The organism is Streptomyces sp. NPDC058291 (assembly GCF_042880855.1).
Classification (GTDB): domain Bacteria; phylum Actinomycetota; class Actinomycetes; order Streptomycetales; family Streptomycetaceae; genus Streptomyces.
The window spans coordinates 28,102-52,221 of the sequence record NZ_JBHVYK010000007.1 but is presented as its reverse complement, the minus strand read 5'-3'; the positions used below and the strand labels follow the sequence as shown (position 1 = coordinate 52,221).

22 protein-coding genes are annotated in these 24,120 nt (G+C 72.8%); 15 read left to right on the top strand and 7 right to left on the bottom strand.

Annotated features, from left to right (window positions below; genetic code table 11):
* Positions 1-35: 35 nt before the first annotated feature.
* The 5 genes from ACFVYK_RS05445 to ACFVYK_RS05425 all read left to right on the top strand — a co-directional run bounded on the left by ACFVYK_RS05445 (position 36) and on the right by ACFVYK_RS05425 (position 7,497).
* On the top strand, positions 36-1,151 hold the full coding sequence (locus tag ACFVYK_RS05445) for an ATP-binding protein (RefSeq protein WP_389768809.1): 1,116 nt from the start codon (positions 36-38) through the stop codon (positions 1,149-1,151).
* Between the two features lie 150 nt (positions 1,152-1,301).
* On the top strand, positions 1,302-2,423 hold the full coding sequence (gene pheS / locus ACFVYK_RS05440) for a phenylalanine--tRNA ligase subunit alpha (protein ID WP_389768806.1): 1,122 nt from the start codon (positions 1,302-1,304) through the stop codon (positions 2,421-2,423).
* Entirely contained in the window at positions 2,423-4,945 is a 2,523-nt protein-coding gene (gene pheT / locus ACFVYK_RS05435) for a phenylalanine--tRNA ligase subunit beta (RefSeq protein ID WP_389768803.1), read from the top strand. The genes pheS and pheT overlap by 1 nt, the downstream gene beginning before the upstream one ends.
* A gap of 557 nt (positions 4,946-5,502) precedes the next feature.
* Positions 5,503-6,843 (top strand): transcriptional regulator, encoded by a 1,341-nt coding sequence (locus ACFVYK_RS05430; protein ID WP_389768800.1) that lies wholly within the window; start codon positions 5,503-5,505, stop codon positions 6,841-6,843.
* Between the two features lie 123 nt (positions 6,844-6,966).
* Positions 6,967-7,497 (top strand): NUDIX hydrolase, encoded by a 531-nt coding sequence (locus tag ACFVYK_RS05425; RefSeq protein WP_389768798.1) that lies wholly within the window; start codon positions 6,967-6,969, stop codon positions 7,495-7,497.
* A 21-nt stretch (positions 7,498-7,518) separates the two neighbouring features.
* Here the strand turns inward: ACFVYK_RS05425 and ACFVYK_RS05420 are convergent, their stop codons facing one another.
* A complete protein-coding gene (locus ACFVYK_RS05420; RefSeq protein WP_389768795.1) occupies positions 7,519-7,776 on the bottom strand; it encodes a hypothetical protein in 258 nt (85 codons plus the stop codon).
* Between the two features lie 205 nt (positions 7,777-7,981).
* Positions 7,982-8,839 (bottom strand): 3-hydroxybutyryl-CoA dehydrogenase, encoded by an 858-nt coding sequence (locus ACFVYK_RS05415; protein ID WP_389768792.1) that lies wholly within the window; start codon positions 8,837-8,839, stop codon positions 7,982-7,984.
* 183 nt (positions 8,840-9,022) lie between these two features.
* On the opposite strand from ACFVYK_RS05415, the gene ACFVYK_RS05410 reads away from it, so the two are divergent.
* Positions 9,023-10,243: a glycoside hydrolase family 10 protein gene (locus tag ACFVYK_RS05410; protein WP_389768790.1), complete on the top strand. Its 1,221-nt coding sequence runs from the start codon at positions 9,023-9,025 to the stop codon at positions 10,241-10,243.
* Positions 10,244-10,460: 217 nt separating this feature from the next.
* Here the strand turns inward: ACFVYK_RS05410 and ACFVYK_RS05405 are convergent, their stop codons facing one another.
* On the bottom strand, positions 10,461-10,664 hold the full coding sequence (locus ACFVYK_RS05405; RefSeq protein WP_389768787.1) for a DUF1918 domain-containing protein: 204 nt from the start codon (positions 10,662-10,664) through the stop codon (positions 10,461-10,463).
* 87 nt (positions 10,665-10,751) lie between these two features.
* Complete coding sequence (locus ACFVYK_RS05400) at positions 10,752-11,678, bottom strand: DMT family transporter (protein WP_389768784.1); 927 nt, start codon at positions 11,676-11,678, stop codon at positions 10,752-10,754.
* Between ACFVYK_RS05400 and ACFVYK_RS05395 the strand changes: the two genes are divergently transcribed.
* The 3 genes from ACFVYK_RS05395 to ACFVYK_RS05385 all read left to right on the top strand — a co-directional run bounded on the left by ACFVYK_RS05395 (position 11,677) and on the right by ACFVYK_RS05385 (position 14,300).
* Entirely contained in the window at positions 11,677-13,131 is a 1,455-nt protein-coding gene (locus ACFVYK_RS05395; protein ID WP_389768781.1) for a PLP-dependent aminotransferase family protein, read from the top strand. The genes ACFVYK_RS05400 and ACFVYK_RS05395 overlap by 2 nt on opposite strands.
* Before the next feature lie 27 nt (positions 13,132-13,158).
* Entirely contained in the window at positions 13,159-13,596 is a 438-nt protein-coding gene (locus ACFVYK_RS05390) for a GNAT family N-acetyltransferase (RefSeq protein WP_389768778.1), read from the top strand.
* A gap of 104 nt (positions 13,597-13,700) precedes the next feature.
* The gene (locus ACFVYK_RS05385) at positions 13,701-14,300 is read left to right on the top strand and encodes a histidine phosphatase family protein (protein WP_389768775.1); all 600 of its coding nucleotides are present in this window, start codon (positions 13,701-13,703) and stop codon (positions 14,298-14,300) included.
* Positions 14,301-14,306: 6 nt separating this feature from the next.
* Here ACFVYK_RS05385 and ACFVYK_RS05380 read toward each other — a convergent pair whose 3' ends face one another.
* The gene (locus tag ACFVYK_RS05380) at positions 14,307-14,786 is read right to left on the bottom strand and encodes a DUF6314 family protein (RefSeq protein WP_389768773.1); all 480 of its coding nucleotides are present in this window, start codon (positions 14,784-14,786) and stop codon (positions 14,307-14,309) included.
* A gap of 136 nt (positions 14,787-14,922) precedes the next feature.
* Here ACFVYK_RS05380 and ACFVYK_RS05375 point away from each other — a divergent pair, with 136 nt between their 5' ends.
* The 6 genes from ACFVYK_RS05375 (at position 14,923) to ACFVYK_RS05350 (ending at position 22,483) form a co-directional block, all read left to right on the top strand.
* The gene (locus ACFVYK_RS05375) at positions 14,923-17,406 is read left to right on the top strand and encodes an alpha-L-arabinofuranosidase C-terminal domain-containing protein (RefSeq protein ID WP_389768770.1); all 2,484 of its coding nucleotides are present in this window, start codon (positions 14,923-14,925) and stop codon (positions 17,404-17,406) included.
* A 157-nt stretch (positions 17,407-17,563) separates the two neighbouring features.
* Entirely contained in the window at positions 17,564-18,592 is a 1,029-nt protein-coding gene (gene argC, locus ACFVYK_RS05370) for an N-acetyl-gamma-glutamyl-phosphate reductase (RefSeq protein ID WP_389768767.1), read from the top strand.
* 88 nt (positions 18,593-18,680) lie between these two features.
* Complete coding sequence (argJ, locus tag ACFVYK_RS05365; RefSeq protein WP_389768764.1) at positions 18,681-19,832, top strand: bifunctional glutamate N-acetyltransferase/amino-acid acetyltransferase ArgJ; 1,152 nt, start codon at positions 18,681-18,683, stop codon at positions 19,830-19,832.
* Entirely contained in the window at positions 19,829-20,734 is a 906-nt protein-coding gene (argB, locus tag ACFVYK_RS05360) for an acetylglutamate kinase (protein WP_389768761.1), read from the top strand. The genes argJ and argB overlap by 4 nt, the downstream gene beginning before the upstream one ends.
* Positions 20,731-21,930, top strand: coding sequence for an acetylornithine transaminase (locus ACFVYK_RS05355; protein ID WP_389768758.1), 1,200 nt, complete (start codon positions 20,731-20,733; stop codon positions 21,928-21,930). The genes argB and ACFVYK_RS05355 overlap by 4 nt, the downstream gene beginning before the upstream one ends.
* 7 nt (positions 21,931-21,937) lie before the next feature.
* A complete protein-coding gene (locus ACFVYK_RS05350) occupies positions 21,938-22,483 on the top strand; it encodes an arginine repressor (RefSeq protein ID WP_389768755.1) in 546 nt (181 codons plus the stop codon).
* Positions 22,484-22,879: 396 nt separating this feature from the next.
* Here the strand turns inward: ACFVYK_RS05350 and ACFVYK_RS05345 are convergent, their stop codons facing one another.
* Positions 22,880-23,680 carry an FAD:protein FMN transferase gene (locus ACFVYK_RS05345; RefSeq protein ID WP_389768752.1) on the bottom strand — a complete coding sequence of 267 codons (801 nt, stop codon included), beginning with the start codon at positions 23,678-23,680 and terminating at the stop codon, positions 22,880-22,882.
* The coding region (locus ACFVYK_RS05340) for an FMN-binding protein (RefSeq protein ID WP_389768749.1) at positions 23,673-24,120 on the bottom strand (448 nt) is incomplete at its 5' end. The genes ACFVYK_RS05345 and ACFVYK_RS05340, both read right to left, overlap by 8 nt.

Sequence of the window (24,120 nt, the reverse complement as noted above, 5' to 3'; positions counted from 1 at the left end):
GCCTGTTCCGGGAGGACGGGAGGTGGGGTACGGGGATGAGCGTCGGCATGAACAGCGCACCGGGAGCGGCCCGATCCGCCGGTGACCTGGCCGAACTCGGCATCGACCCCGACGACCTGCCCGACGGGCTCGTCGTCGCCGACGAGCACGGGCACGTGATCTGCTTCAACGCAGCCGCCCGCCGCATCACCGCCGTCGCCGCCGAGAACGCCCTCGGACAGCGCCTCGACAAGGCCCTGCCGCTGGAGGACCTCGAGGGCCGCCGCTGGTGGCAGCTGACCGACCCCTACGGCGGCCTCGCGATCCGCGTCGGCCAGCCCGAGCGCAACCTCCTGCTGCCCGGCGGACGTGAGGTGCTCGTCTCCGCCCGGTACGTCCGCGCCGAGCCCACCGGTCCCGTCCGCCGCGTCGTCGTCTCGATCCGCGACACCGAGGCCCGCCGCCGCACCGAACGCAGCCACGCCGAGCTGATCGCCACCGTGGCCCACGAACTGCGCTCCCCGCTCACCTCCGTCAAGGGCTTCACCGCCACGCTGCTCGCCAAGTGGTCGCGCTTCACCGACGACCAGAAGCGGCTGATGCTGGAGACCGTCGACGCCGACGCGGACCGGGTCACCCGCCTCATCGCCGAACTGCTCGACATCTCGCGCATCGACTCCGGACGGCTGGAGGTGCGACGCCAGCCCGTCGACATGGGCGCGGCCGTGGGACGCCACATCCAGGCCTATGTGGCCGCCGGGCAGCCCGCCGACCGGTTCCTGCTGCGCATCGAGCAGCCGCTGCCCGCCCTGTGGGCCGACCCCGACAAGGTCGACCAGGTCCTCAGCAACCTCCTCGAAAATGCGGTGCGCCACGGCGAGGGAACCGTCACGATCGACGTGACGCCCGCCGCGTCCCCCCGCGAAGGGGAGGACACCGGCACATCGGTCACCGTGAGCGACGAGGGCGCAGGCATCCCGGAGGAGTCCATGAACCGCGTCTTCACCCGCTTCTGGCGGGGCAGCAAGCGCGGCGGCACCGGCCTCGGGCTGTACATCGTCAAGGGCATCGTCGAGGCCCACGGCGGCGCCATCACGGTCGGCCGCGCCCCCGCCGGCGGCGCCGAGTTCCGATTTACGCTGCCCGTGGCCGCCCCGGCGTATCTCACCTGAGAGCCGGCCGGGCGCCCGCGGGCGCATCCGCACACCTCCACCCCGTTAGACTCGGCCTTTGGCACCCTTGTGTCCCATGGACGGCCCTCTGACCTCTGCGTGAGTCGGTGACGGGGACCTTCAGCCAGCTAATCGGAAGCACGGGAAGAGATGTCGGCACCGAATAAGTCGTACGACCCGGTCGAGGTCGAGGCCTTGAAACCGGAAGAGATCGAGCGCATGCGGGACGAGGCGCTCGCCGCCTTCGCCGCCGCGGACTCGCTCGACGCGCTCCAGGAGGCCAAGGTCGCCCACACCGGCGGCACCTCCCCGCTCGCCCTCGCCAACCGTGAGATCGGCGCCCTGCCCCCGCACGCCAAGGCAGCCGCCGGCAAGCTCGTCGGCCAGGCCCGCGGCACCGTGAACAAGGGCCTCGCCGCCCGCCAGGAGGAGCTGGAGGCCGAGCGCGACGCACGGGTGCTGGTCGAGGAGGCGGTGGACGTCACCCTGCCCTACGACCGCGTCCCGGCAGGCGCCCGCCACCCGCTGACCACGCTGTCGGAGCGCATCGAGGACGTCTTCGTGGCCATGGGCTACGAGGTCGCCGAGGGCCCGCAGGTCGAGGCCGAGTGGTTCAACTTCGACGCCCTCAACATCGGCCCGGACCACCCGGCCCGCGGCGAGGCCGACACGTTCTTCGTGCAGGGCCCGCAGGGCGGCACCGAGTCCGGCGTCGTGCTGCGCACCCACACCTCGCCGGTCCAGATCCGCTCGCTGCTCGGCCGTGAGCTGCCGGTGTACGTGATCTGCCCCGGCCGCGTGTACCGCACCGACGAGCTGGACGCCACGCACACCCCGGTCTTCCACCAGGTCGAGCTGCTCGCCGTGGACGAGGGCCTGACCATGGCCGACCTCAAGGGCACCCTGGACCACATGGTCCAGTCGCTGTTCGGCGAGGGCATGAAGACCCGGCTGCGGCCCAACTTCTTCCCCTTCACCGAGCCGTCCGCCGAGATGGACATGGTGTGCTACGTCTGCCGCGGCGAGTCCGTCGGCAACCCCGACCGCCCCTGCCGCACCTGCTCCAGCGAGGGCTGGATCGAGCTCGGCGGCTGCGGCATGGTCAACCCCAAGGTGCTGGCCGCCTGCGGTGTGGACCCGGAGAAGTACAGCGGCTTCGCCTTCGGGTTCGGGATCGAGCGGATCGCGATGTTCCGCCACAACGTCGAAGACATGCGAGACATGGTCGAGGGTGACGTCCGGTTCACCCGGCCGTTCGGGATGGAGATCTGATGCGGATCCCGCTTTCGTGGCTGCGGGAGTACGTCGACCTGCCGGCCACCGAGACCGGCCGTGACGTGCAGGCCAAGCTCGTCTCCGCGGGCCTGGAGGTCGAGACCGTCGAGCACCTCGGCGCCGACCTGAAGGGCCCCCTCGTCGTCGGTCAGGTGCTGACCGTCGAGGAGCTGGAGGGCTTCAAGAAGCCGATCCGCTTCTGTACGGTCGACGTCGGCACCGCCAACGGCACCGGTGAGCCGCAGGAGATCGTCTGCGGCGCCCGTAACTTCGCCGTCGGCGACAAGGTCGTCGTGGTCCTCCCGGGCGCGGTCCTGCCCGGCGGATTCGCGATCGCCGCGCGCAAGACGTACGGCAAGACCTCCCACGGCATGATCTGCTCCAGCGACGAGCTGGGCATGGGCGACGACGGCGCCAACGGCATCATCGTGCTGCCCCCCGAGACCGAGGTCGGCAAGGACGCCGTCGAGCTCCTCGAACTGGTCGACGAGGTCCTGGACATCGCCGTCACCGCCAACCGCGGCGACTGCCTCTCGATCCGGGGTGTGGCCCGCGAGGTCGCCATCGCCTACGGTCTGCCGCTGAGCGACCCGGCCCTGATCGACGTGCCGGCCCCGAACGCCTTCGGCTACCCGGTGCAGGTCTCCGAGCCGATGGGCTGCGACCGCTTCACCGCCCGCACCGTCTCCGGGCTGAGCCCCGAGGCGCGCTCCCCGATCTGGCTGAAGCGTCGGCTGCAGAAGGTCGGCATGCGTCCGATCTCGCTCGCCGTCGACGTCACCAACTACGTGATGATGGAGCTCGGGCAGCCGCTGCACGCCTACGACCGCAGCCAGGTCCAGGGCACGATCGGCGTGCGGCGGGCCGCGGAGGGCGAGCAGATCGTCACCCTCGACGGCGTGACCCGCGAGCTGCACGCCGAGGACCTGGTCATCACCGACGACCGCGGTCCCATCGGCCTCGCGGGCGTCATGGGCGGCGCCGACACCGAGATCGCCGATCACGAGGCCGCCGAGAACGGGGGCGCCTCGACGACCGACGTGGTCATCGAGGCGGCCCACTTCAACGCCGTGTCGATCGCACGGACGGCGCGTCGCCACAAGCTGTCCTCCGAGGCGTCCCGGCGCTTCGAGCGCGGCGTCGACCCGCAGGCCGCGGCGGCCGCCGCGCAGCGCACCGTCGACCTGCTGGTGCTGCTCGCCGGCGGCACCGCCGACGCGGGCGTCACGGAGATCATCGCGCCGTCCGCGCCGCACACCGTCAGCGTCCCCGCGGACCACCCGGACAAGGTCGCGGGCGTGGTGTACGGACGGGAGACCGTCGTGCGCCGGCTGCAGGAGATCGGCTGTGACGTCTACGGGCAGGACGAGCTGATCGTCACCGTCCCGTCCTGGCGGCCCGACCTCGCCGAGGCCAACGACCTGGCGGAGGAGGTCATCCGGCTGGAGGGCTACGAGAACCTGCCCTCCACGCTGCCCAAGCCGCCCTCGGGCCGCGGGCTCACCCACCGCCAGCGCCTGCACCGCCGCGTCGGTCGCGCGCTGGCCGGAGCCGGTTACGTGGAGGCGCCGAACTACCCGTTCGTCAGCGAGCAGGTCTTCGACCAGCTCGGCCTGGACGCCGACGACCCGGCCCGCCGCGTCGTGAAGCTCACCAACCCGCTGAACGACGAGGAGCCCGCGCTGCGCACGTCGCTGCTGCCGGGTCTGCTGGGCGCGCTGCGGCGCAACGACGGCCGGGGCTCGCACGATCTGGCGCTCTTCGAGACCGGCCTGGTCTTCCTCCCCCGCGAGGAGCAGGGCGTCGCCGGACACCTGCCCGTCGACCGCCGTCCCACCGACGCGGAGCTGGCGTCCCTGGACGCCGTGCTGCCCGAGCAGCCGCGCCATGTCGCCGTCGTCCTCGCGGGCGCCCGCGAGCAGGCCGGCTGGTGGGGCAAGGGCCGTCCGGCGGACTGGGCCGACGCGGTCGAGGCCGGCCGCACGGTGGCGCGGGAGGCCGGCGTCGAGCTGACCGTCCGCAACGGCCGCTACGGGCCGTGGCACCCCGGGCGCTGCGCCGAGTTCGTCGTGACCGTCGACGGCGCCGAGCGGGTCGTCGGCCACGCGGGCGAGCTGCACCCCCGGGTGCTGAAGGCGCTGGGTCTGCCCGCCCGCACCTCGGCCATGGAGCTGGACCTGGACGTCCTGGAGCGGGTCGGCGACGACACGCCCCGGGCGCCGAGCATCTCCACGTTCCCGGTGGCCACCCAGGACGTCGCCCTCGTCGTCGACCGGCTCGTGCCGCACGCCGACGTCGAGGCCGCGCTGCGCGAAGGCGCGGGCGAACTGCTGGAGGGGATCCGGCTGTTCGACGTCTACGAGAACGCGGAGCAGCTCGGCGAGGCCAAGAAGTCGCTGGCGTACGCGCTGCGCTTCCGCGCGGGCGACCGGACGCTGACCGTCGACGAGGCGTCGGCCGCCCGCGACGCGGCGGTCGCCCTGGCGGGCGAGCGGACGGGAGCGGTCCTGCGGGGCTGAGGCAGATCGCGCAGTTCCCCGCGCCCCTGGGGGTGCGGGGCTGCGCCCTGCACCCGGTCGTGCGCCGGGGAGCGGTTGTGTGTCGGCTGCGGGTCCGTTCGGGCTGGTCGCGCAGTTCCCCGCGCCCCTGAGGGTGTGGGCTGTGCCCCTGCCCCCTGGGCACCCGGGGTGTGGCTGCGTAGTCGGCTGCGGGTCCGCTGTGGCTGGTCGCGCAGTTCCCCGCGCCCCTGAGGGTGCGGGGCTCCGCCCCTGCACCCCGCTGCGCCGCTCCGGCGGGTAGTTTGCCGTGCCCCGGAGGGGTGCAGTCAGTTTCTCCGGCGGCTGACCGGGGGTCGCGGAGTGGCGGCTATCTGCTGAAGCCGCGGAGCGCTTCGCCGGGCCGTCGCTTTTCGAGGGGGAGCCGACGGCCCGGCGAATCTCTTGCGAGGCGTTCCAGTCAACCGGCCGTGAGCGCCCGGCGACAGCGCGCACATCCCGCGAACGCGGGCGCTGCGTTCACACCCCGTGTGAAGAGGGAGCCACTAGTCTGACGGCACCCAGGCACCCGGGGGGCACCCATGCAGCCCAACACTCTGCTCGACGCGATCCTCGACGAGGCGGGCATCTCGCACGCGGGCCTCGCCGCCCACGTCAACCAGGCCGGGCGGGCCCGCGGGCTCGCCCTGCGGTACGAGCACACGGCGGTGGCCCGCTGGCTGAAGGGTCAGCGGCCGCGCGGTCAGGTGCCCGACCTGATCTGCGAGGTGCTGGCGGCGCGGCTGCGCCGGCCGGTCACCCTCGACGACATCGGCCTCGGCGTCCCGGGCGAGCCGTCCAGCCCGCACGGCGCCTCGCTCTCCGGCTTCGTCGAGCGGGCCACCGCCCTGTGGCGCTCCGACGAGCAGCAGCGCCCGCACATCCTGGGCGCGCCCGCCGTCACCGGCACGCCCGCCGTGATGCCGGTGTGGGAGTGGGAGAACCCGCCGGAGGACGTGGACGTCTCCCGCGGCGGCCGGCACCGCGTCACCACGGCCGACATCGCGATGCTGCGCGCCGCCCGCGCCCACTACGAGCAGATGTACCGCAAGGCGGGCGGCATCGCGACCCGCAGCCGGGTCGTCGGCTTCCTCAACGCCGAGACCGCTCCTCTGCTGCGAGGCAGCTACAGCGATGAGACGGGGCGTCAACTGCACCGCGCCACCGGTGGGTTGGTGGCGGTCGCGGGCATCTGCGCGTACGACTCCGACGCGCACGGCCTCGCCCAGCGCTACTTCCACCAGGCGCTCAGACTGGCCAAGGCCAGCGGCGACCGGGGCCTCGGGGCGTACGTCATCGCCCTGCTGGTCAACCAGTCGCTGTTCATGCGGGAGTACCGGCAGGCCGTCGCCTTCGCGGAGGCGGCGCTGCGGGCGGCGGGCAGGCACATCACGCCCGCTCTAGCCTCCGACCTGTACGCGATGCAGGCCAAGGCGTACGCGCATCTGGGAGACGGCACGAGCGCCCTGTCGTGCATCAGCCGGGCCGAGACGGCCGCCGACCACATCCGGCCCGGACACGAGCCCGACGAGACCGGCTACGTCCAGCCCGGCCTGGTCAACGTCCAGGTGGCGGAGGCGCTGCTCAGCCTCGGCGATCTCGCCGCGGCCGCGGAGCACGCGGCGGCCGCCGTGGACACCCCGGCGCACGACCGGGGCCGGGTGCACCGGCTCGCCATGCTCAGCACGATCGAGTTGCGTCAGGGCAACGTCGACAAGGCGGTGGACACCGCGGTGCGGATGGCGGAGCAGGCCCGCGGGACGGAGTCCCAGCGGTTGCGCGACAGGCTGCGGACGGTGCGCGAGCACCTGGTGCGCAGCGACCACGCGGGCACCGCCGAGGCGGCCGAACTCATCGACGCGGCCTTGCGCGTCCCGCTGTGAGGCCGGGCGCCACGGGCCGGCCGGTCCACGACGCCCGCCGGGGCGCCGCCGCCGTCCTCGTCGCCGACACTGCAGGGTTCCTGCTGCGATATTGCCACTTACTCGACGGAAGGTGGCAGAACCGTGCAGTGGACGAAACAGAACGAGCAAACTGTGTATGAAAACCGCTGGTTCAGCGTCAACCTGGCAGATGTGGAGCTGCCCGACGGCCGGCACCTCGACCACTTCCTCATACGGCTGAGGCCCGTCGCCGTGGCGACCGTCGTCAACGAGGCGAACGAGGTCCTCCTGCTGTGGCGGCACCGCTTCATCACCGACAGCTGGGGGTGGGAGCTCGCCGCCGGCGTGGTCGAGGACGGCGAGGACGTCGCCCGGGCGGCCGCCCGGGAACTGGAGGAGGAGACCGGCTGGCGGCCGGGGCCCCTGCACCACCTGATGAGCGTGGAGCCCTCCAACGGGCTCACCGACGCCGTCCACCACGTCTACTGGTCGGGCGAGGCCGAGTACACGGGGCACCCGGTGGACGACTTCGAGTCGGACCGCCGGGAATGGGTCTCCCTCAAGCTCGTTCCCGATCTGGTCGCCCGAGGGGAGGTCCCGGCCGCCAACATGGCGGCCGCGTTGATGCTCTTGCACCACATCAGGCTCGGATGAACCCGCGAGGCCCTGCGGGCGCTAGCGTCCCAGGGTCTGCCAGACCGTCACGACCAGTGCGCCCACGGCGGTGAGGGCGGCCACGGCCGGCAGCGGCCAGCGCGCGTGCTCCAACCTCACGACGCGGGCGCCCAGTTCGTCGAGCTCCTTGGCGGTCTCCTCGGTGCGGTGCGTCAGCAGGGCCAGCCCGCCTTCGACGCGGGCGTACGCCACGTCCAGCCGGCGACGTAACTCCGCGAGTTCTCCCTGGGCGACGGGATGCTCGGAATCGGTGGTCACGTGTCCGCTCCTCTCGGTAGTCGCCTTCCGTCCCTTGCGCGCATGATGAGTGAACCCGCAGGGTGGACCGTCCGGGAGAGTGTGCGCTTGGCATATGCGGGCCCGGCGTGCACACGGCGTGTGAAGGAAACGGGCCCGGCGCTCCGCGGAGCGCCGGGCCCGTGGCCGACGGGCGAGGGGGACCCTGGTGACCTGGGTCGGCGGGTCAGTACGTGTAGAAGCCCGAGCCGGTCTTGCGGCCCAGCCGGCCCGCGTCCACCATGCGCTGCAGCAGCGGGGGAGCGGCGTAGAGCGGCTCCTTGTACTCCTCGTACATCGAGAACGCGACCGAGGCGACCGTGTCCAGGCCGATCAGGTCGGACAGCTTGAGCGGGCCCATCGGGTGGGCGCAGCCCATCTCCATGCCGTTGTCGATGTCCTCGCGGCTGGCGATGCCCGTCTCGAACATCCGGATCGCGGACAGCAGGTAGGGGATCAGCAGCGCGTTGACCACGAAGCCGGAGCGGTCCTGGGCGCGGATCGCGTGCTTGCCCAGCACCTTCTCGGCGAACAGCTGCGCCCGGCCGAGCGTGCCCTCGGAGGTGGTCAGCGCCGGGATCAGCTCGACGAGCTGCTGCACCGGGGCCGGGTTGAAGAAGTGGATGCCGACGACCTGGTCGGGCCGCGAGGTGGCGACCGCCAGCTTCACCAGCGGGATGGAGGAGGTGTTGGAGGCGAGGATCGCGTCCGGGCGGGTCACCACCTGGTCGAGGACCTGGAAGATCTCGGTCTTGACCTGCTCGTTCTCGACCACCGCCTCGACGACCAGGTCGCGGTCGGCGAACTCGCCGAGGTCCGTGGTGAAGCTCAGGCGCCCCAGTGCGGCATCCCGCTCCTCCTCGGAGATCTTGCCGCGCTCGGCGGCCTTGGCCAGGGAGTTGAGCAGCCGGGTCCGGCCGATCTCCAGGGCTTCGCCGTTGGTCTCGGCGACCTTGACGTCGAGGCCGGCGCGGGCGCAGACCTCGGCGATGCCCGCCCCCATCTGGCCGCAGCCCACCACTCCGACCCGTTCGATGTCGGTCACATCGCACCTTTCGCCGCGCTGACTGTGTTTGGCAGTGGCAGGTCTGGCCGGGTTCCGGTCGGCCTGCTCCGATCGTGCACGTTACTAGCAAGTATCGATGATCGATCGTCGGGGTGGGGGCATGCTGGGGCCCGAAACGATCCGTGACCGAGCGGATCCGCAGAGTATGTGGGGATGTGTGCGATGGGGCGACTGACCCGGCGGGCCTTCGCGCTGGCAGCGCTGTCGGCGTTCACCACCACGGGTGCGGCGGCCGCTTCCGGCGGGGAGCGGCGCGCGAGCACCGAGATGCGGGGGATGTGGCTGGCGACCGTCTCCAACCGTGACTGGCCGTCCCGGCCGGGCCTGACCGCGGCCGCCCAGCGCGCCGAACTGATCGCGTTGCTGGACGCGGCGGTGCGCAGGCGGCTCAACACGGTGATCCTCCAGGTGCGGCCCACGGCCGACGCGCTGTGGCCCTCGCCGTACGAGCCGTGGTCCCAGGTGCTCACCGGCGTCCAGGGCAGGGCGCCGGGCTGGGACCCGCTGGGCACCGCCGTGGCGGAGGCCCACGCCCGCGGCCTGCAGCTGCACGCCTGGTTCAACCCCTACCGGATCGCGACCCACGACGACCCCTCACGGCTGGTCGCGGCCCATCCGGCGCGCCGGCACCCCGGCTGGGTGGTGCCGTTCGGCGGCAGGCTCTACTACAACCCCGGCCTGCCCGAGGTCCGTGCCTTCGTGCAGGACGCGATCCTCGACGCGGTGGCCAAGTACCCCCTGGACGCAGTGCACTTCGACGACTACTTCTACCCCTACCCGGTGGCCGGCCAGACCTTCGACGACGACGAGGCCTACGACGCCCACGGCGGCGCCTTCGCCACCCGGGCCGCCTGGCGGCGCGACAACGTCGACCGGCTGGTGCTGGAGACGGCCGCCCGGATCAAGGCCACCCGGCCGGGCACGCAGTTCGGGATCAGCCCGTTCGGCGTGTGGCGCAACGCCTCCACCGACTCGCGCGGCTCGGACACCCGGGCCCTGCAGTCCTACGACGACATCCACGCCGACACCCGCACGTGGGTGCGGGAGGGCTGGATCGACTACGTCGTGCCCCAGCTGTACTGGAACATCGGGCTGTCGGCCGCCGACTACGCCAAGCTCGTGCCCTGGTGGGCGGAGGTGGCGAAGGGCAGCCGCACCCGGCTGTACATCGGCGAGGCCCTGTACCGGGCGGGCGATCCCACCCAGCCGGCGGCCTGGCAGGACCCGGCCGAGCTGTCGGCCCACCTCGATCTGGCCGCCGGGCACCCGCAGGTGCGCGGGCACGTCTTCTTCGCCGCCCAGGACGTCAAGACGGACCGGATCGGGGCGATGGCCCGGCTGGTGGCCGATCACTACCGGCAGCCGGCCGAACCTCCGCGCTGAGCCCTCGCGGCGAGAGCCTTCGGGAGAGCCGGGTCCCGCCGACCGGGTCCCGGCGACCGAGCCGACCGGGTCCCGCCGACCGAGCCGACCGGTTCCCGGCGACCGGGTCTCGCGGGCCGGGGCTCGGCGGGACTCGTCGTGCGGGTCGGCAGGTCGTGCACGTCGTGCGGGTCGCTCAGGTCAGGTCGTGTCAGAGTCGCCGTTCGTCCAGGTCGTGTCAGAGTCGCCGTTCGCCGGGCGGCCGGCGCCGGATCTCGGTGTCGGGGCCGGGCGAGCACACGCCCACGTGCCCGTCCTCGAAGCGGACGCGGTACGGAGGGTCGCCGCCCTGGCCCAGTACCTCGACGATCTCGCCGACTTTGTCGTGTTGTCCGACCACCCTGCCGTGCTGGACAAGCTGGTCGCCCGTGGTAGCGCGCATCTGGGGCCTCCTCACCGTGCCGGAGCGGCGGTACTGCCGGGGAGTACGTGATCCTCGGGTCCGTCGCGGGCGGCCGTCGGCTCGCGGTCAGCCGCGCGCCCGCTGTGTGACGGCGATGCAGACGACGACGGCCGCGGCCGTCAGCGGCGCGGCGGGCGTGAGGTGCTCGCCCAGCAGCAGCACCGACCACACCAGTGTGAGCAGCGGCTGGGCCAACTGCAACTGGCTGGCCCGGGGGACGCCGATGGCCGCCATGCCCCGGTACCAGACGACCAGACCGAGGAACTGCGAGCCCGCGGCGACCCACAGCAGTCCGGCCACGCTGTGGGCGGTCAGGCGGACGGGTTCCACGGCCAGGGCGAACGCGGCGGCGGGCAGCGTGAGGGGCAGGCAGAGCACCAGCGCCCAGCCGATGACCTGCCACCCCGGCATGACCCGCGCCAGCCGGCCGCCCTCGGTGTAGCCGGCCGCGCACACCAGCAGCGCCCCGAACAGGTAGAGGTCGGCGGTGGTCAGGGCCCCTCCGCTCTGCTGCGCGGTGAAGGCCGCCACCGCGCCCGCGCCGGCCAGGGCCGCCGCCCAGAAGGCGCGTGGTGGGCGGGCGCCCGTGCGCAGGGCGGACAGCAGCGCGGTCGTCAGCGGCAGCAGGCCGACGACCACGGCCGCGTGCGAGGTCGTCGACGTCCGCAGCGCGAGCGTGGTCAGCAGGGGAAAGCCGACGACGACCCCGGCGGCCACGACGGCCAGTCCCGCCCAGTGCCGCCGCGCGGGCGGCGGGATCCTCGACGCGAGCAGACACGCGGCGGCGATCAGGGCGGCCAGGACGCTGCGCACCGCGACAAGCGACCAGGGGCCGAAGCCCTCCAGGCCCCACGCGGTGGCGGGAAAGGTCAGGGAGAAGGCGACGACACCGAGGGCGGCCTGGAGGGTGCCGGGGCCGTTGCGCCGGTCGGCGAGATCCGGAGTGCTGACCGCTATCGCCGAGGGGGAGATAGCGCTACTGTGTGTCTTCATGCATGAGCGTAGCAGTGTGGCTGAACTGGCGGAACGGCTGCGTAGGGAGTTCGACCGCTACTCGCCGGGTGGAAAGCTCCCGTCGAGCCGGGCACTGGTCGAGAGATATCGGGTGAGCCCCGTGACCGTTTCGCGGGCGCTCGCGCACCTGGCCGCCGAGGGACTGGTGGTCACCCGCCCCGGCGCGGGCGCCTTCCGGGCCCGGCCGTCGCACGCCGCCGCCGCTGCCGTCGGCGACACCTCCTGGCAGGAGGTCGCCCTGAGCGCGGACGGCGCGGGCGACCTCGTCCCGCGCTCGGTGGACGCCTCGGGCGTCACGGTGTCGCTCTCCGCCCCGCCGCCCGGAGTGATCGAGTTCAACGGCGGCTACCTCCACCCCGCCCTGCAGCCGGAGCGGGCGATGGCCGCGGCCCTGGCACGGGCGGGGCGCCGGCCCGGCGCCTGGGGGAGGCCGCCGATGGAGGGACTGCCTGAGCTGCGCGAGTGGTTCGCGCGCACCGTCGGCGGCCCGGTCACCGCGGCCGAGGTGCTGGTCAGCGGCGGCGGCCAGGCCTCGCTGACCACCGCGCTGCGTGCCCTGGCCCCGCCCGGCGCGCCGGTGCTGGTGGAGTCGCCGACCTACCCCGGCATGCTCGCGATCGCCCGGTCGGCCGGGCTGCGGCCCGTCCCGGTCCCGGTCGACGCGGACGGCGTCCGGCCGGAGCTGCTCGCCGACGCGTTCCGGGCGAGCGGCGCCCGCCTCTTCGTCTGCCAGCCGCTGTTCCAGAACCCGACCGGGGCCGTCCTCGCCGCCGAGCGGCGCGTCCAGGTGCTGCGCATCGCCCGGGAGGCGGGCGCGTTCGTCGTGGAGGACGACTTCGTGCGCCGGCTCGCGCACGAGGACGCGGGCCCGCTGCCGCGTCCGCTCGCCGCCGAGGACCCCGACGGCGTCGTCGTCCATGTCGGATCGCTGACCAAGGCGACCTCGCCGAGCTTCCGGGTCAGCGCCCTGGTCGCCCGCGGCCCGGTGCTGGAACGGCTGCGCGCCATCCAGGTCGTCGACAGCTTCTTCGTGCCCCGCCCGCTGCAGGAGGCGGCCCTCGAACTCGTCGGCTCACCGGCCTGGCCCCGCCATCTGCGCTCCGTGGCCGCGGAGTTGAGGGCCCGGCGGGACGCGATGACCTCCGCTCTGCGGCTGCGCCTGCCCCGGCTGGCCCTGCCGCACATCCCGTCCGGCGGCTACCACCTGTGGCTACGGCTGCCCGACGGCACGGACGAGGCGGCGTTCACCGCCGCCGCCCTGCGCGCCGGCGTCGCCCTCACCCCCGGCCGCCCCTACTTCAGCGCCGAACCCCCGGCCGCCCACGTCCGGCTGAGCTTCGCCGCCGTCGCCGGGACGGAGGAGATCGCGGAGGGGGTGCGGCGGCTGGGCGCCGCGTGCGAGGAGGCGCTGCCCGCAAACCGGTCGACATGACGCGCCCGCTGCTGTGAGGATCCGGCCATGACCGACAGAGCGGGCCTGGCCGACGGCTACGAGTTCTCCACCGACCCCGACCGCATCGACGTCGAGCGCGTGCATCGCTGGCTGTCGACCGACGCGTACTGGGCGATCGGGCGGAGCCGCCTCAAGCAGGAGCGGGCGATTGCGGGGTCGCTGAACTTCGGGGCGTACGACACGGCCTCCGGGGAGCAGGTCGCGTACGCCCGGGTGGTGACCGACCGGGCCACCTTCGCCTGGCTGTGTGACGTGTACGTGGACCCGGCCGTGCGCGGCAAGGGGATCGGCACGGCGATGACCCGGGCGGTGCGGGACCACCTCCAGCCGTACGGACTGCGCCGCATCCTGCTCGCCACCCACGACGCGCACGAGGTGTACGAGAAGGCCGGATTCCGGCCGCTCGCCGCGCCCGAGCGGTGGATGGCGCTCCTTTTCGAGTGACTTGCCCTGCGGTGTCCAGAGCTGCCGCCAAGGTTTGGCGCAGTTGTGACAACCAGCAGGTAACACCCCTTGACCTGCCCACTTCCGCGGCTCACCATCACCGCATGCCACTTCGGGTCACGTTCGTCGCCGCGGCTCGCAGCTCGCCGCTGCTCGCGGAACGCTTCGAGGACGACCGCCCGCTGGACCAGCCGGGCTGGGACGAGGTGCAGCGGGCGGTCCCCGACCTCCTGCCGCTCGCCGCCGCCGAACTGCGCTACTGCTCGCCCACCCCGCGCAGCCGCGCGACCGGCGACGCCCTCGGGTACGCCCCGCTGGTGCAGCTCGCGCTGCGGGACTGCGACATGGGCCGCTGGCGCGGTCTCACGCTCGGTGAGGCGATGGCCCGCGAGCCACAGGCCGTGGACGCCTGGCTGGCCGACCCGCTGGCCACCCCGCACGGCGGCGAGGCCCTGCTCGACTTCGTCACGCGGGTGGGCGACTGGCTCGACACCCGGCCGATCGGCGACGGCGACCGCGACAGGATCGACGCGGTCGCCGAGCCCAGCGTGATCCGTGCCGCGGTGGTCTACGCGCTCAAGGCGCCGCCGGCGACCTACTGGAACATCGATGTGCGCCCCCTGTCGACGACGACCCTCACCGGCCGCGGCGGGCGCTGGAACCTGCGCCTCGAAGGAGTGCCGGTTCAGCCCACGCGCGTGTAGTCCGTCTCAGCCCACGCGCGTGTAGTCCGTCGTCAGCAGCAGGTCCTTGGCGGGGCCGCCCACCCGCCACACGGTCCGCCAGCGGTCCGCGTCCGCGACGGTGAACTCGCCCCGGTAGTGGTCGGCCGCGCACGGGTGGTCGGCCCCGTGCCGTCCGGTGGTCAGGTCCAGGTCGTGGAAGGGGCGGCCGTCGGCGAACCGGACGTCGGCCGTGCCGGGCGTAGGCCCCGGCAGGAAGCGCAGCGTGCGCTCGGCGGGCCGGGCGACGCCCCGCCAGGTGAACGTGCCGGTCTCCAGGTGCAGCAGCCCGCCCTCGTCGAGCGGCTCGCTCTCGTCGAGCGGCTCGCTCTCGTCGAGCGGCGTGAAGACGGTCGTGCCCGTGAACGTGCCCGTGTCCCCGCCCGTGAGGTCCCGCACGGACCGTTCCACCCGCCAACTTCCGGCCAGGTAGGCCAGCACATCCGAGACCGGCCAGAACTCGCCCATCGCCGTTCACTCCCGAAACTTCCGCTGCCGCGCGACCCATTGACGCCTTCCGGCCCCCTCCCTATCTTGCCGTTCGAAGGGCTGATCAGCGTTCGGCATGTCGAACGTATCGTGCACACTGAGCCTCGGAGCATTCATGTCACGCAGCACCACCCGACTGAGACTCGGTCTCGGGGCGAGCGCCTTCCTGCTGGCCGCGGGACTGGTCCCGGCCCCCGCGCAGGCCGCCGACACCACCGACTACGCCCTCACCGTGAGCCCCGCGGCCAAGGGCGCGAAGATCGACGACACGATGTACGGCGTCTTCTTCGAGGACATCAACCGGGCGGCGGACGGCGGTCTGTACGCCGAGCTCGTGCAGAACAGGTCCTTCGAGTACTCGGCGGTCGACAACCGGTCGTACACCCCGCTGACCTCCTGGACGGTCGACGGCTCCGCCCAGGTGCTGAACGACGCCGGGCGGCTGAACGACCGCAACCGCTCCTACCTCTCCCTGGGCGCCGGTTCGTCCGTCACCAACGCCGGCTACAACACCGGCGTCCGCGTCGAGCAGGGCAAGCGGTACGACTTCTCGGTCTGGGCCCGCGCCGAGAGCGGCGGCACGCTCACCGTGAGCCTCCAGGACGCCGCCGGCGCGCTCGCCACGGCCCGCAGGGTGGCCGTGCGCGCGGGAGGCTGGGCGCAGTACCGGACGGCCTTCACCGCCACCCGCGCCGGCGGCGACGGCCGTCTGACCGTCGCCTCCTCCGGCGCGGTCGCGCTCGACATGGTGTCCCTGTTCCCCCGCGACACCTACAAGCACGAGCCCAACGGTCTGCGCAAGGACCTCGCCGAGAAGATCGCCGCCCTGAAGCCGGGCTTCGTGCGCTTCCCCGGCGGCTGCCTGGTCAACACCGGCTCCATGCAGGACTACAGCGAGGCCTCCGGCTGGCAGCGCGCCCGCTCCTACCAGTGGAAGGACACCGTCGGCCCCGTCGAGCAGCGGGCGACCAACGCCGACTTCTGGGGCTACAACCAGAGTTACGGCCTGGGCTACTACGAGTACTTCCGCCTCGCCGAGGACGTCGGCGCGATGCCCCTGCCCGTCGTCCCGGCCCTGGTGACCGGCTGCGGCCAGAACCAGGCCGTCGTGGACGAGGCGCTGCTCGAGCGGCACGTCCAGGACACCCTGGACCTGATCGAGTTCGCCAACGGCCCCGTCACGTCGACGTGGGGCAGGAAGCGCGCCCTGATGGGCCACCCCCGGCCCTTCCACCTCACCCACATCGAGGTCGGCAACGAGGAGAACCTGCCCGCCGAGTTCCTCGCCCGCTTCACGCGGTTCCGCGCGGCCGTCGAGGCGAAGTACCCGGACGTCACGGTGATCTCCAACTCCGGCCCGGACGACTCCGGTCCGACCTTCGACACGGCCTGGCAGCTCAACCGGGACGCCAAGGTCGACATGGTCGACGAGCACTACTACAACAGCCCGCAGTGGTTTCTGCAGAACAACGACCGCTACGACGCCTACGACCGCGGCGGCCCGAAGGTCTTCCTCGGCGAGTACGCCTCGCAGGGCAACGCCTTCAAAAACGGCCTGGCCGAGGCCGCCTACATGACCGGCCTGGAGCGCAACGCCGACGTCGTCAAACTCGCCTCCTACGCCCCGCTGTTCGCCAACGAGGACTACGTGCAGTGGCGTCCGGACCTGGTGTGGTTCAACAACCACGCCTCCTGGAACTCCGCCAACTACGAGGTGCAGAAGCTGTTCATGACCAACGTCGGCGACCGCGTGGTCCCCTCCACGGCCACCGGCACCCCGTCCCTGCAGGCCCCGATCGCCGGCGCCGTCGGACTCTCCACCTGGGCGACCAGCGCGGCGTACGACGATGTGCGGGTGACGGACGCGGAGGGCGCCACGCTGCTGAGCGACGACTTCTCCGGCGACGCCTCGCGGTGGACGCACACCGGCGGCGGCACCTGGTCGGTCCAGGACGGCCGGTACACGCAGACCGACACCGCCGCCGAGAACACCATGGTCTCGGCCGGCGACGTCGCCTGGCACGACTACGACCTGCACGTGAAGGCCACCAAGAAGTCCGGCAAGGAGGGCTTCCTCGTCGCCTTCGGCGTCAAGGACACCGGGAACTACTACTGGTGGAACATCGGCGGCTGGAACAACACCCAGTCCGCCGTCGAGCAGGCCGTCGACGGCGCCAAGTCGACGCTGATCTCCCGGGCCGGTTCCGTCGAGACGGGTCGCTCCTACGACGTCGACGTCAAGGTGCGGGGCCGCCAGGTCAGCCTCTACCTCGACGGCCGGGAATGGGGCAGCTTCACCGACGACCGGCCGGCCGAGCCGTTCCGGCAGGTCGTCACCCGGGACGAGAAGACCGGCGACCTGATCGTCAAGGTCGTCAACGCCCAGTCCGCCGCCGCCCGCACCGCGATCGACCTGGGCGGGGCGAAGCCGGCCTCCCGGGCCCGGGTGACCACGCTGGCGGCCGCGCCGGACGCGGTCAACTCGGAGGCGGCGACCACGGTCGCGCCGGTGACCTCGACGTTCGCCGGGGTCGCCGGGAAGTTCACGTACACCTTCCCGGCGAACTCGATCACCTTCCTGCGGATCAGGCAGAAGTAGCCGACCCCGCCGACGGGCGTGGGCGGCCGCCGCCCGCGCCCGTCAGGCGCCCTCGCGCCGGAACCGGCCCCGCCTGGCCGGCGGCAGGCGACGGTCCTCCATGGATTGCATAAACCTGCGGCGAAACGTATAGTCATGCCATCCAGGAGGAGGAGTCATGACGGTACGTGCGGCGGTGGCCGGAGCGAGCGGGTACGCGGGCGGAGAGCTGCTGCGTCTGCTCCTCGCGCACCCCGAGATCGAGATCGGCGCCCTGACCGGCCATTCCCACGCCGGTCAGCGACTGGGCGCCGTCCAGCCGCACCTGCTGCCGCTGGCCGACCGCGTGCTGACGGAGACCACCTCCGAGGCGCTCGCCGGACACGACGTCGTCTTCCTCGCCCTGCCGCACGGCCAGTCCGCCGCCGTCGCCGAGCAACTCGGCCCCGACGTCCTCGTCGTCGACATGGGCGCCGACTTCCGGCTGAAGGACCCGGCCGACTGGGAGAGGTTCTACGGCTCCGCGCACGCCGGGACCTGGCCCTACGGCCTCCCCGAACTGCCGGGCGGCCGCGCCGCGCTGGAGGGGTCCAAACGCATCGCGGTCCCCGGTTGCTACCCCACGGCCGTCTCGCTGGCCCTGTTCCCCGCGTACGCCGCCGCGATCGCCGAGAACGAGGCCGTGATCGTCGCCGCGTCCGGCACCTCCGGCGCGGGCAAGGCGGCCAGGACGCACCTGCTGGGCTCCGAGGTCATGGGCTCCATGTCTCCGTACGGCGTGGGCGGCGGACACCGGCACACCCCCGAGATGATCCAGAACCTCAGCGCGGCGGCGGGCGAGCCGGTCTCGGTGTCCTTCACCCCGACCCTGGCGCCCATGTCCCGCGGCATCCTCGCCACCTGCAGCGCCAAGGCCCGGCCCGGCGTGGGCGCGGAGGCCGCCCGCGCCGCCTACGCCAAGGCCTTCGCCGACGAACCGTTCGTCCACCTCCTCCCCGAGGGGCAGTGGCCCGCCACGGCGTCCGTCTACGGTTCCAACGCCGTTCAGGTGCAGGTCGCGTACGACGAGGCCGCGGGCCGCATCATCGCGGTCAGCGCCATCGACAACCTGACCAAGGGCACCGCGGGCGGCGCGCTGCAGAGCATGAACATCGCCCTCGGACTCGACGAGAGCACCGGGCTTTCCACGGTCGGAGTCGCACCGTGAGCGACGCACGCGCGGCCACCGGGCCGCAGACGACGACGATTGCCGCACCGCTGCACCGCGCGGGCGGAGAAGCGAACGAGGAGATGCAGTGAGCGTCACGGCAGCCAAGGGATTCACGGCGGCGGGCATCGCCGCCGGGATCAAGCAGAACGGCAACCCGGACCTGGCCCTCGTGGTCAACACCGGGCCCCGCCGCGCGGCCGCGGGCGTCTTCACCTCCAACCGCGTCAAGGCCGCGCCCGTCCTGTGGTCGGAACAGGTCCTCAAGGGCGGTCGGGTGACCGCGGTGATCCTCAACTCCGGCGGCGCCAACGCCTGCACGGGACCGAAGGGCTTCCAGGACACCCACGCGACCGCCGAGAAGGTCGCGGACGTGCTCGGGCACAACGCGGCCGAGGTCGCCGTCGCCTCGACCGGCCTCATCGGCGTCCTGCTGCCGATGGACAAGCTGCTCCCGGGCGTCGAGACCGCCGCCGGCCGGCTCTCCGAGCACGGCGGCGAGAAGGCCGCCATCGCCATCAAGACCACCGACACCGTCCACAAGACGTCCGTGGCCGGCGGGGACGGCTGGACCGTCGGCGGCATGGCCAAGGGCGCGGGCATGCTCGCCCCCGGCCTCGCCACCATGCTGGTCGTCCTCACCACCGACGCCGACGTCGACGCCGAGAGCCTGGACAAGGCGCTGCGCGCCGCCACCGCGGTCACCTTCGACCGGGTCGACTCCGACGGCTGCATGTCCACCAACGACACCGTGCTGCTGCTCGCCTCCGGCGCCTCGCACGTCACCCCGCCCTACGAGGAGTTCGCCGAGGCCGTACGCCGGGTCTGCGACGACCTCGGCCAGCAGCTCATCCGCGACGCCGAGGGCGCGAGCAAGGACATCAAGGTCGAGGTGGTGGGCGCGGCCAGCGAGGACGACGCCGTCGAGGTGGGCCGCTCCATCGCCCGCAACAACCTCCTCAAGTGCGCGATCCACGGCGAGGACCCCAACTGGGGCCGTGTGCTCTCCGCGATCGGCACGACGAAGGCCGCCTTCGAGCCGGACCGGCTGAACGTCGCCATCAACGGCGTCTGGGTCTGCAAGAACGGCGGCGTCGGCGAGGACCGCGACAAGGTCGACATGCGCTACCGCGAGGTGCACATCGTCGCCGACCTGGCCGCCGGCGCCGAGACGGCCACGATCTGGACCAACGACCTGACCGCCGACTACGTCCACGAGAACAGCGCCTACTCCTCATGAGCAACGTGACCCGCAAACACACCGCGCTTCCCAAGGCCCAGATCCTCATCGAGGCGCTGCCCTGGCTGGTCCGCCACAACGGCCGGACCGTCGTCATCAAGTTCGGCGGCAACGCCATGATCGACGAGGACCTCAAGGCCGCCTTCGCCCAGGACGTCGTCTTCCTGCACCACGCCGGCCTCAAGCCGGTCGTCGTGCACGGCGGCGGCCCGCAGATCAGCGCCGCCCTCGACAAGCACGGCATCGTCAGCGAGTTCAAGGCCGGCCTGCGCGTCACCACCGAGGAGGCGATGGACGTCGTGCGCATGGTGCTCGCCGGGCAGGTCCAGCGCGAGCTGGTCGGCCTGCTCAACCAGCACGGGCCGCTCGCCGTCGGACTGACCGGCGAGGACGCCCACACCATCACCGCCACCAAGCACCAGCCCGAGATCGACGGCGAGCAGGTCGACATCGGACGGGTCGGCGAGATCACCGCGATCGACACGGGCGCCATCGAGGCCCTGCTCGCCGACGGCCGCATCCCGGTCGTCTCCTCGATCGCCCGGAGCCAGGACGACGGACATGTCTACAACGTCAATGCTGATACGGCGGCTGCGGCACTCGCTGCTGCTCTGGGCGCCGAGACCCTCATGGTCCTCACGGACGTCGAGGGCCTCTACGAGGACTGGCCCAACAGCGACGAGGTGATCAGCCGCCTCACCGCCTCCCAGCTGGAGAAGCTGCTGCCGGACCTCAGCTCCGGCATGGTCCCGAAGATGGAGGGCTGCCTGCACGCCGTACGAGGCGGCGTGAACACCGCCCGGGTCATCGACGGGCGGGTCCAGCACTCGATCCTGCTGGAGATCTTCACCGACGAAGGGATCGGCACGATGGTCGTGCCGGACGGACAGGGGGAGCCGTGAGCGACGCCAACCAGGAGCTGACCGCGCGGTGGCAGAGCGCGTTCATGCACAACTACGGCACCCCGCTGCTGCCCCTGGCGCGCGGCGCGGGCAGCCGGGTCTGGGACGCCGACGGCACGGAGTACCTCGACTTCGTCGGCGGCATCGCGGTCAACGCGCTCGGCCACGCGCACCCGGCCGTCGTGGACGCGGTGAGCCGGCAGATCGCGTCCCTCGGCCACATCTCCAACTTCTTCATGGCCGAGCCCACCGTCGCCCTCGCCGAACGGCTGCTGCGGCACTTCGGCCGCGACGGCAGGGTCTTCTTCTGCAACTCGGGCGCCGAGGCCAACGAGGCCGCCTTCAAGATCGGCAGGCTGACCGGGCGCACGCACGTCGTCGCCACCGAGGGCGCCTTCCACGGCCGCACCATGGGGGCCCTGGCGCTCACCGGCCAGCAGGGCAAGCGCGAACCGTTCCTGCCGCTGCCCGGCGACGTCACGCATGTGCCGTTCGGCGACGCGCAGGCACTGGCCGCCGCCGTCACCGAGGAGACCGCGCTGGTCGTCCTGGAGCCGGTGCAGGGCGAGCTCGGCGTCGTCGTCCCGCCCGCCGGCTACCTCAAGGCGGCCCGCGCGATCACCGCCGCGACCGGCGCGCTGCTGGTCCTGGACGAGGTGCAGACCGGCGTCGGCCGCACCGGGCACTGGTTCGAGTACCAGGCCCACGAGGGCGTCCTGCCGGACGTCGTGACGCTGGCGAAGGGCCTCGGCGGCGGACTGCCGCTGGGCGCGACCGTCGCCTTCGGGCGGGCCGCGGAGCTGCTGCAGCCCGGTCAGCACGGGACGACGTTCGGCGGAAACCCCGTCGCGTGCGCCGCCGGGCTCGCCGTGCTCGACACCATCGAGAACGAGGGGTTGCTGGAGAACGTCAAGCGGCAGAGCGAGAAGTTGCGCGACGGAATCACGGGGACGGGCCACCCGTTGATCGATGATGTCCGGGGCGCGGGTCTCCTCCTGGGTATCGTGCTCACCGAGCCCCTCGCGCCCCAGGTGCGCCAGGCGGCTCAGGAGGCCGGGTTCCTGGTGAACGCGCCCGCCCTCGACGTCGTCCGGCTGATGCCGCCGCTGAACCTCGGCGACGACGAGGTGGAGGCGTTCCTCGGGGCGCTGCCCGGCATCCTCGACGCAGTGAACGGGGCCGGATCCGGGGAATGAGACGACGATGAGCCAGGCGCAGGACCATGAGCAGGCCGGGGTCAACGGGCCTGCCGTGCCGCAGACCCGCACCGCGCGTCACCGCCGGATCGTGGACATCCTCAACCGGCAGCCGGTGCGCTCCCAGAGCCAGCTGGCGAAACTGCTGGCGGACGACGGACTGAGCGTCACCCAGGCGACGCTCTCGCGGGATCTGGACGAGCTGAACGCGGTGAAGATCCGCAACAACGACGGCGACCTGATCTACGCGGTGCCCAGCGAGGGGGGTTTCCGGACCCCCCGGGCGCCGCTGGGGGAGTCGGCGAAGGAGGAGCGGATGCGGCGGTTGTCGCAGGAGCTGCTCATCTCCGCGGAGGCGTCGGCCAACCTCGTGGTGCTGCGCACCCCGCCGGGAGCCGCCCAGTTCCTGGCCTCGGCCATCGACCAGGCCGAACTGCACGACATCCTCGGCACCATCGCCGGCGACGACACCCTGCTGCTGATCAGCAGGGAGCCCACGGGCGGACAGGCGCTGGCGGACCACTTGCTGCGACTGGCCCAGAACGGCCACTAGCGGCTGCCGCCGGGGGTGCGGAGGCGGACGGCGCGGCCTGCCCGTCCTGTGTCCGCCTGCCCGTTCGTCCGGCGCCCGTCTGGCATGCGTCCGTCTGACATGCGTCCGGCACGCCGGCGCCCGGGGTGTGGTGCGGAACCGCGTCTCCCCTCGGAGGGCTGTTCGGTGTGTGTTCGGGGTGCGGGTCGGTGGGGGCTGGTGGGGCAGTTCTCCGCGCCCCTGGGGGTGGGTGACGGTGTGTTCGGGGTGCGGGTGGTGGGGGCTGGTCGGGCAGTTCTCCGCGCCCCTGGCGGGTAGGGGTCGGGGTGTGTTTCGCGTGCGGGGGGCCGGTCGCCGGGTTCCCCGCGGCCCTGGGGAGTGCGGGTCGGGGGAGGCCAGTTCACGGGGGCGTGGACGTCAGCCCAGTCGGCGGGCCAGGCCTCCGGTGCAGCGCACCTCGTCGCCCGCCGTGATCAGGAGCGCCTCGACGTCCGGGAGCGCCTCCAGCCAGGCCAGCGCCTCCCTCGACCCCATCGCGAACGCGGCCGTGGCCCAGCAGTCCGCCCAGGTCAGCCGGGGCGTGACCACCGTGACGGCCACCAGGTCCGTCACCGCGGAGCGGCCCGTGCGGGGATCGACGATATGGGCGCCCCGTTCCGTGGTGCCCGACGTGGCGACCGCCAGTTCGTCCGCCCCCGCCGCCGAGACCACGGCCGCCAGGCCGCCCGGCCGCAGAGGATCCGACACCCCGACCCGCCACGGCCGCTCGGGCCCGGGAACGCCCAGCAGCTGCACGTCCCCGCCGCCGTTGACGCTGACCCCGTCCACGCCCGCCGCAGAGATCAGCCGGGCCGCGCGCTCGGCGGCCCAGCCCTTGACGACGCCGGTCGGGTCCAGCCGGCCCTGGTAGCGCACGCTGAACCAGCCCTCGCTGACCCGCTCCGCCTCGGCGCCCAGCGCCAGCACCTCGGCGACCTCGGGATCGCACTCCTCGACGGTCAGCTCACCGCGCGCCAGCCGGGACACCTGGCTGTCCTCGCGGTAGGTGCTGAAGACCTCGTTCACCCGGTGCAGCGAGGCGATCGCCTCCCCCAGCGCCGCCCGCACCGCGGCGGGCTCGCCGCCGCGGACGTCGAAGGAGAAGACGGTGCCCATGACGTCTTCGGCATGCCGCACCACGGCGGGGGCCGGCGCCGGCTCGGCCACGGTGTCAGCCACCGGCCTGGTCCAGCGCCGACTGCAGCGACTTCTTGTAGCCCTCGCTGGTGTAGGTGGCGCCGGAGACGGAGTCGATGTCGGCGTTGCCCGCGGCGACGGCCTCCTGGTTGAGCTTGGGGACGGACAGCTGGGTCTTCTGGTCGCTGGTGCCGCCCTTGGGCGTCTGGACGGCCTCGGCCTTGGTGATCTTCCCGCCGGCGACGGTGATCCGGACCTGGACCGGCCCGTACTGCGTCTGCTGGACGGCGCCGGTGACGGTCTTGGCCTGCGCGGCCCCCGAGGAGGAGCCCGCGCCCCCCGAGCCGGCCGCCGAGCCGCCCCCCGAGCCGGCCGCCGAGCCGGCCGCCGAGCCGGCCGCCGAGCCCGCGCCCGCCTTGGCCTTCGCCTGGTCCAGCGCCGACTGCAGCGACTTCTTGTAGCCCTCGCTGGTGTAGGTGGCG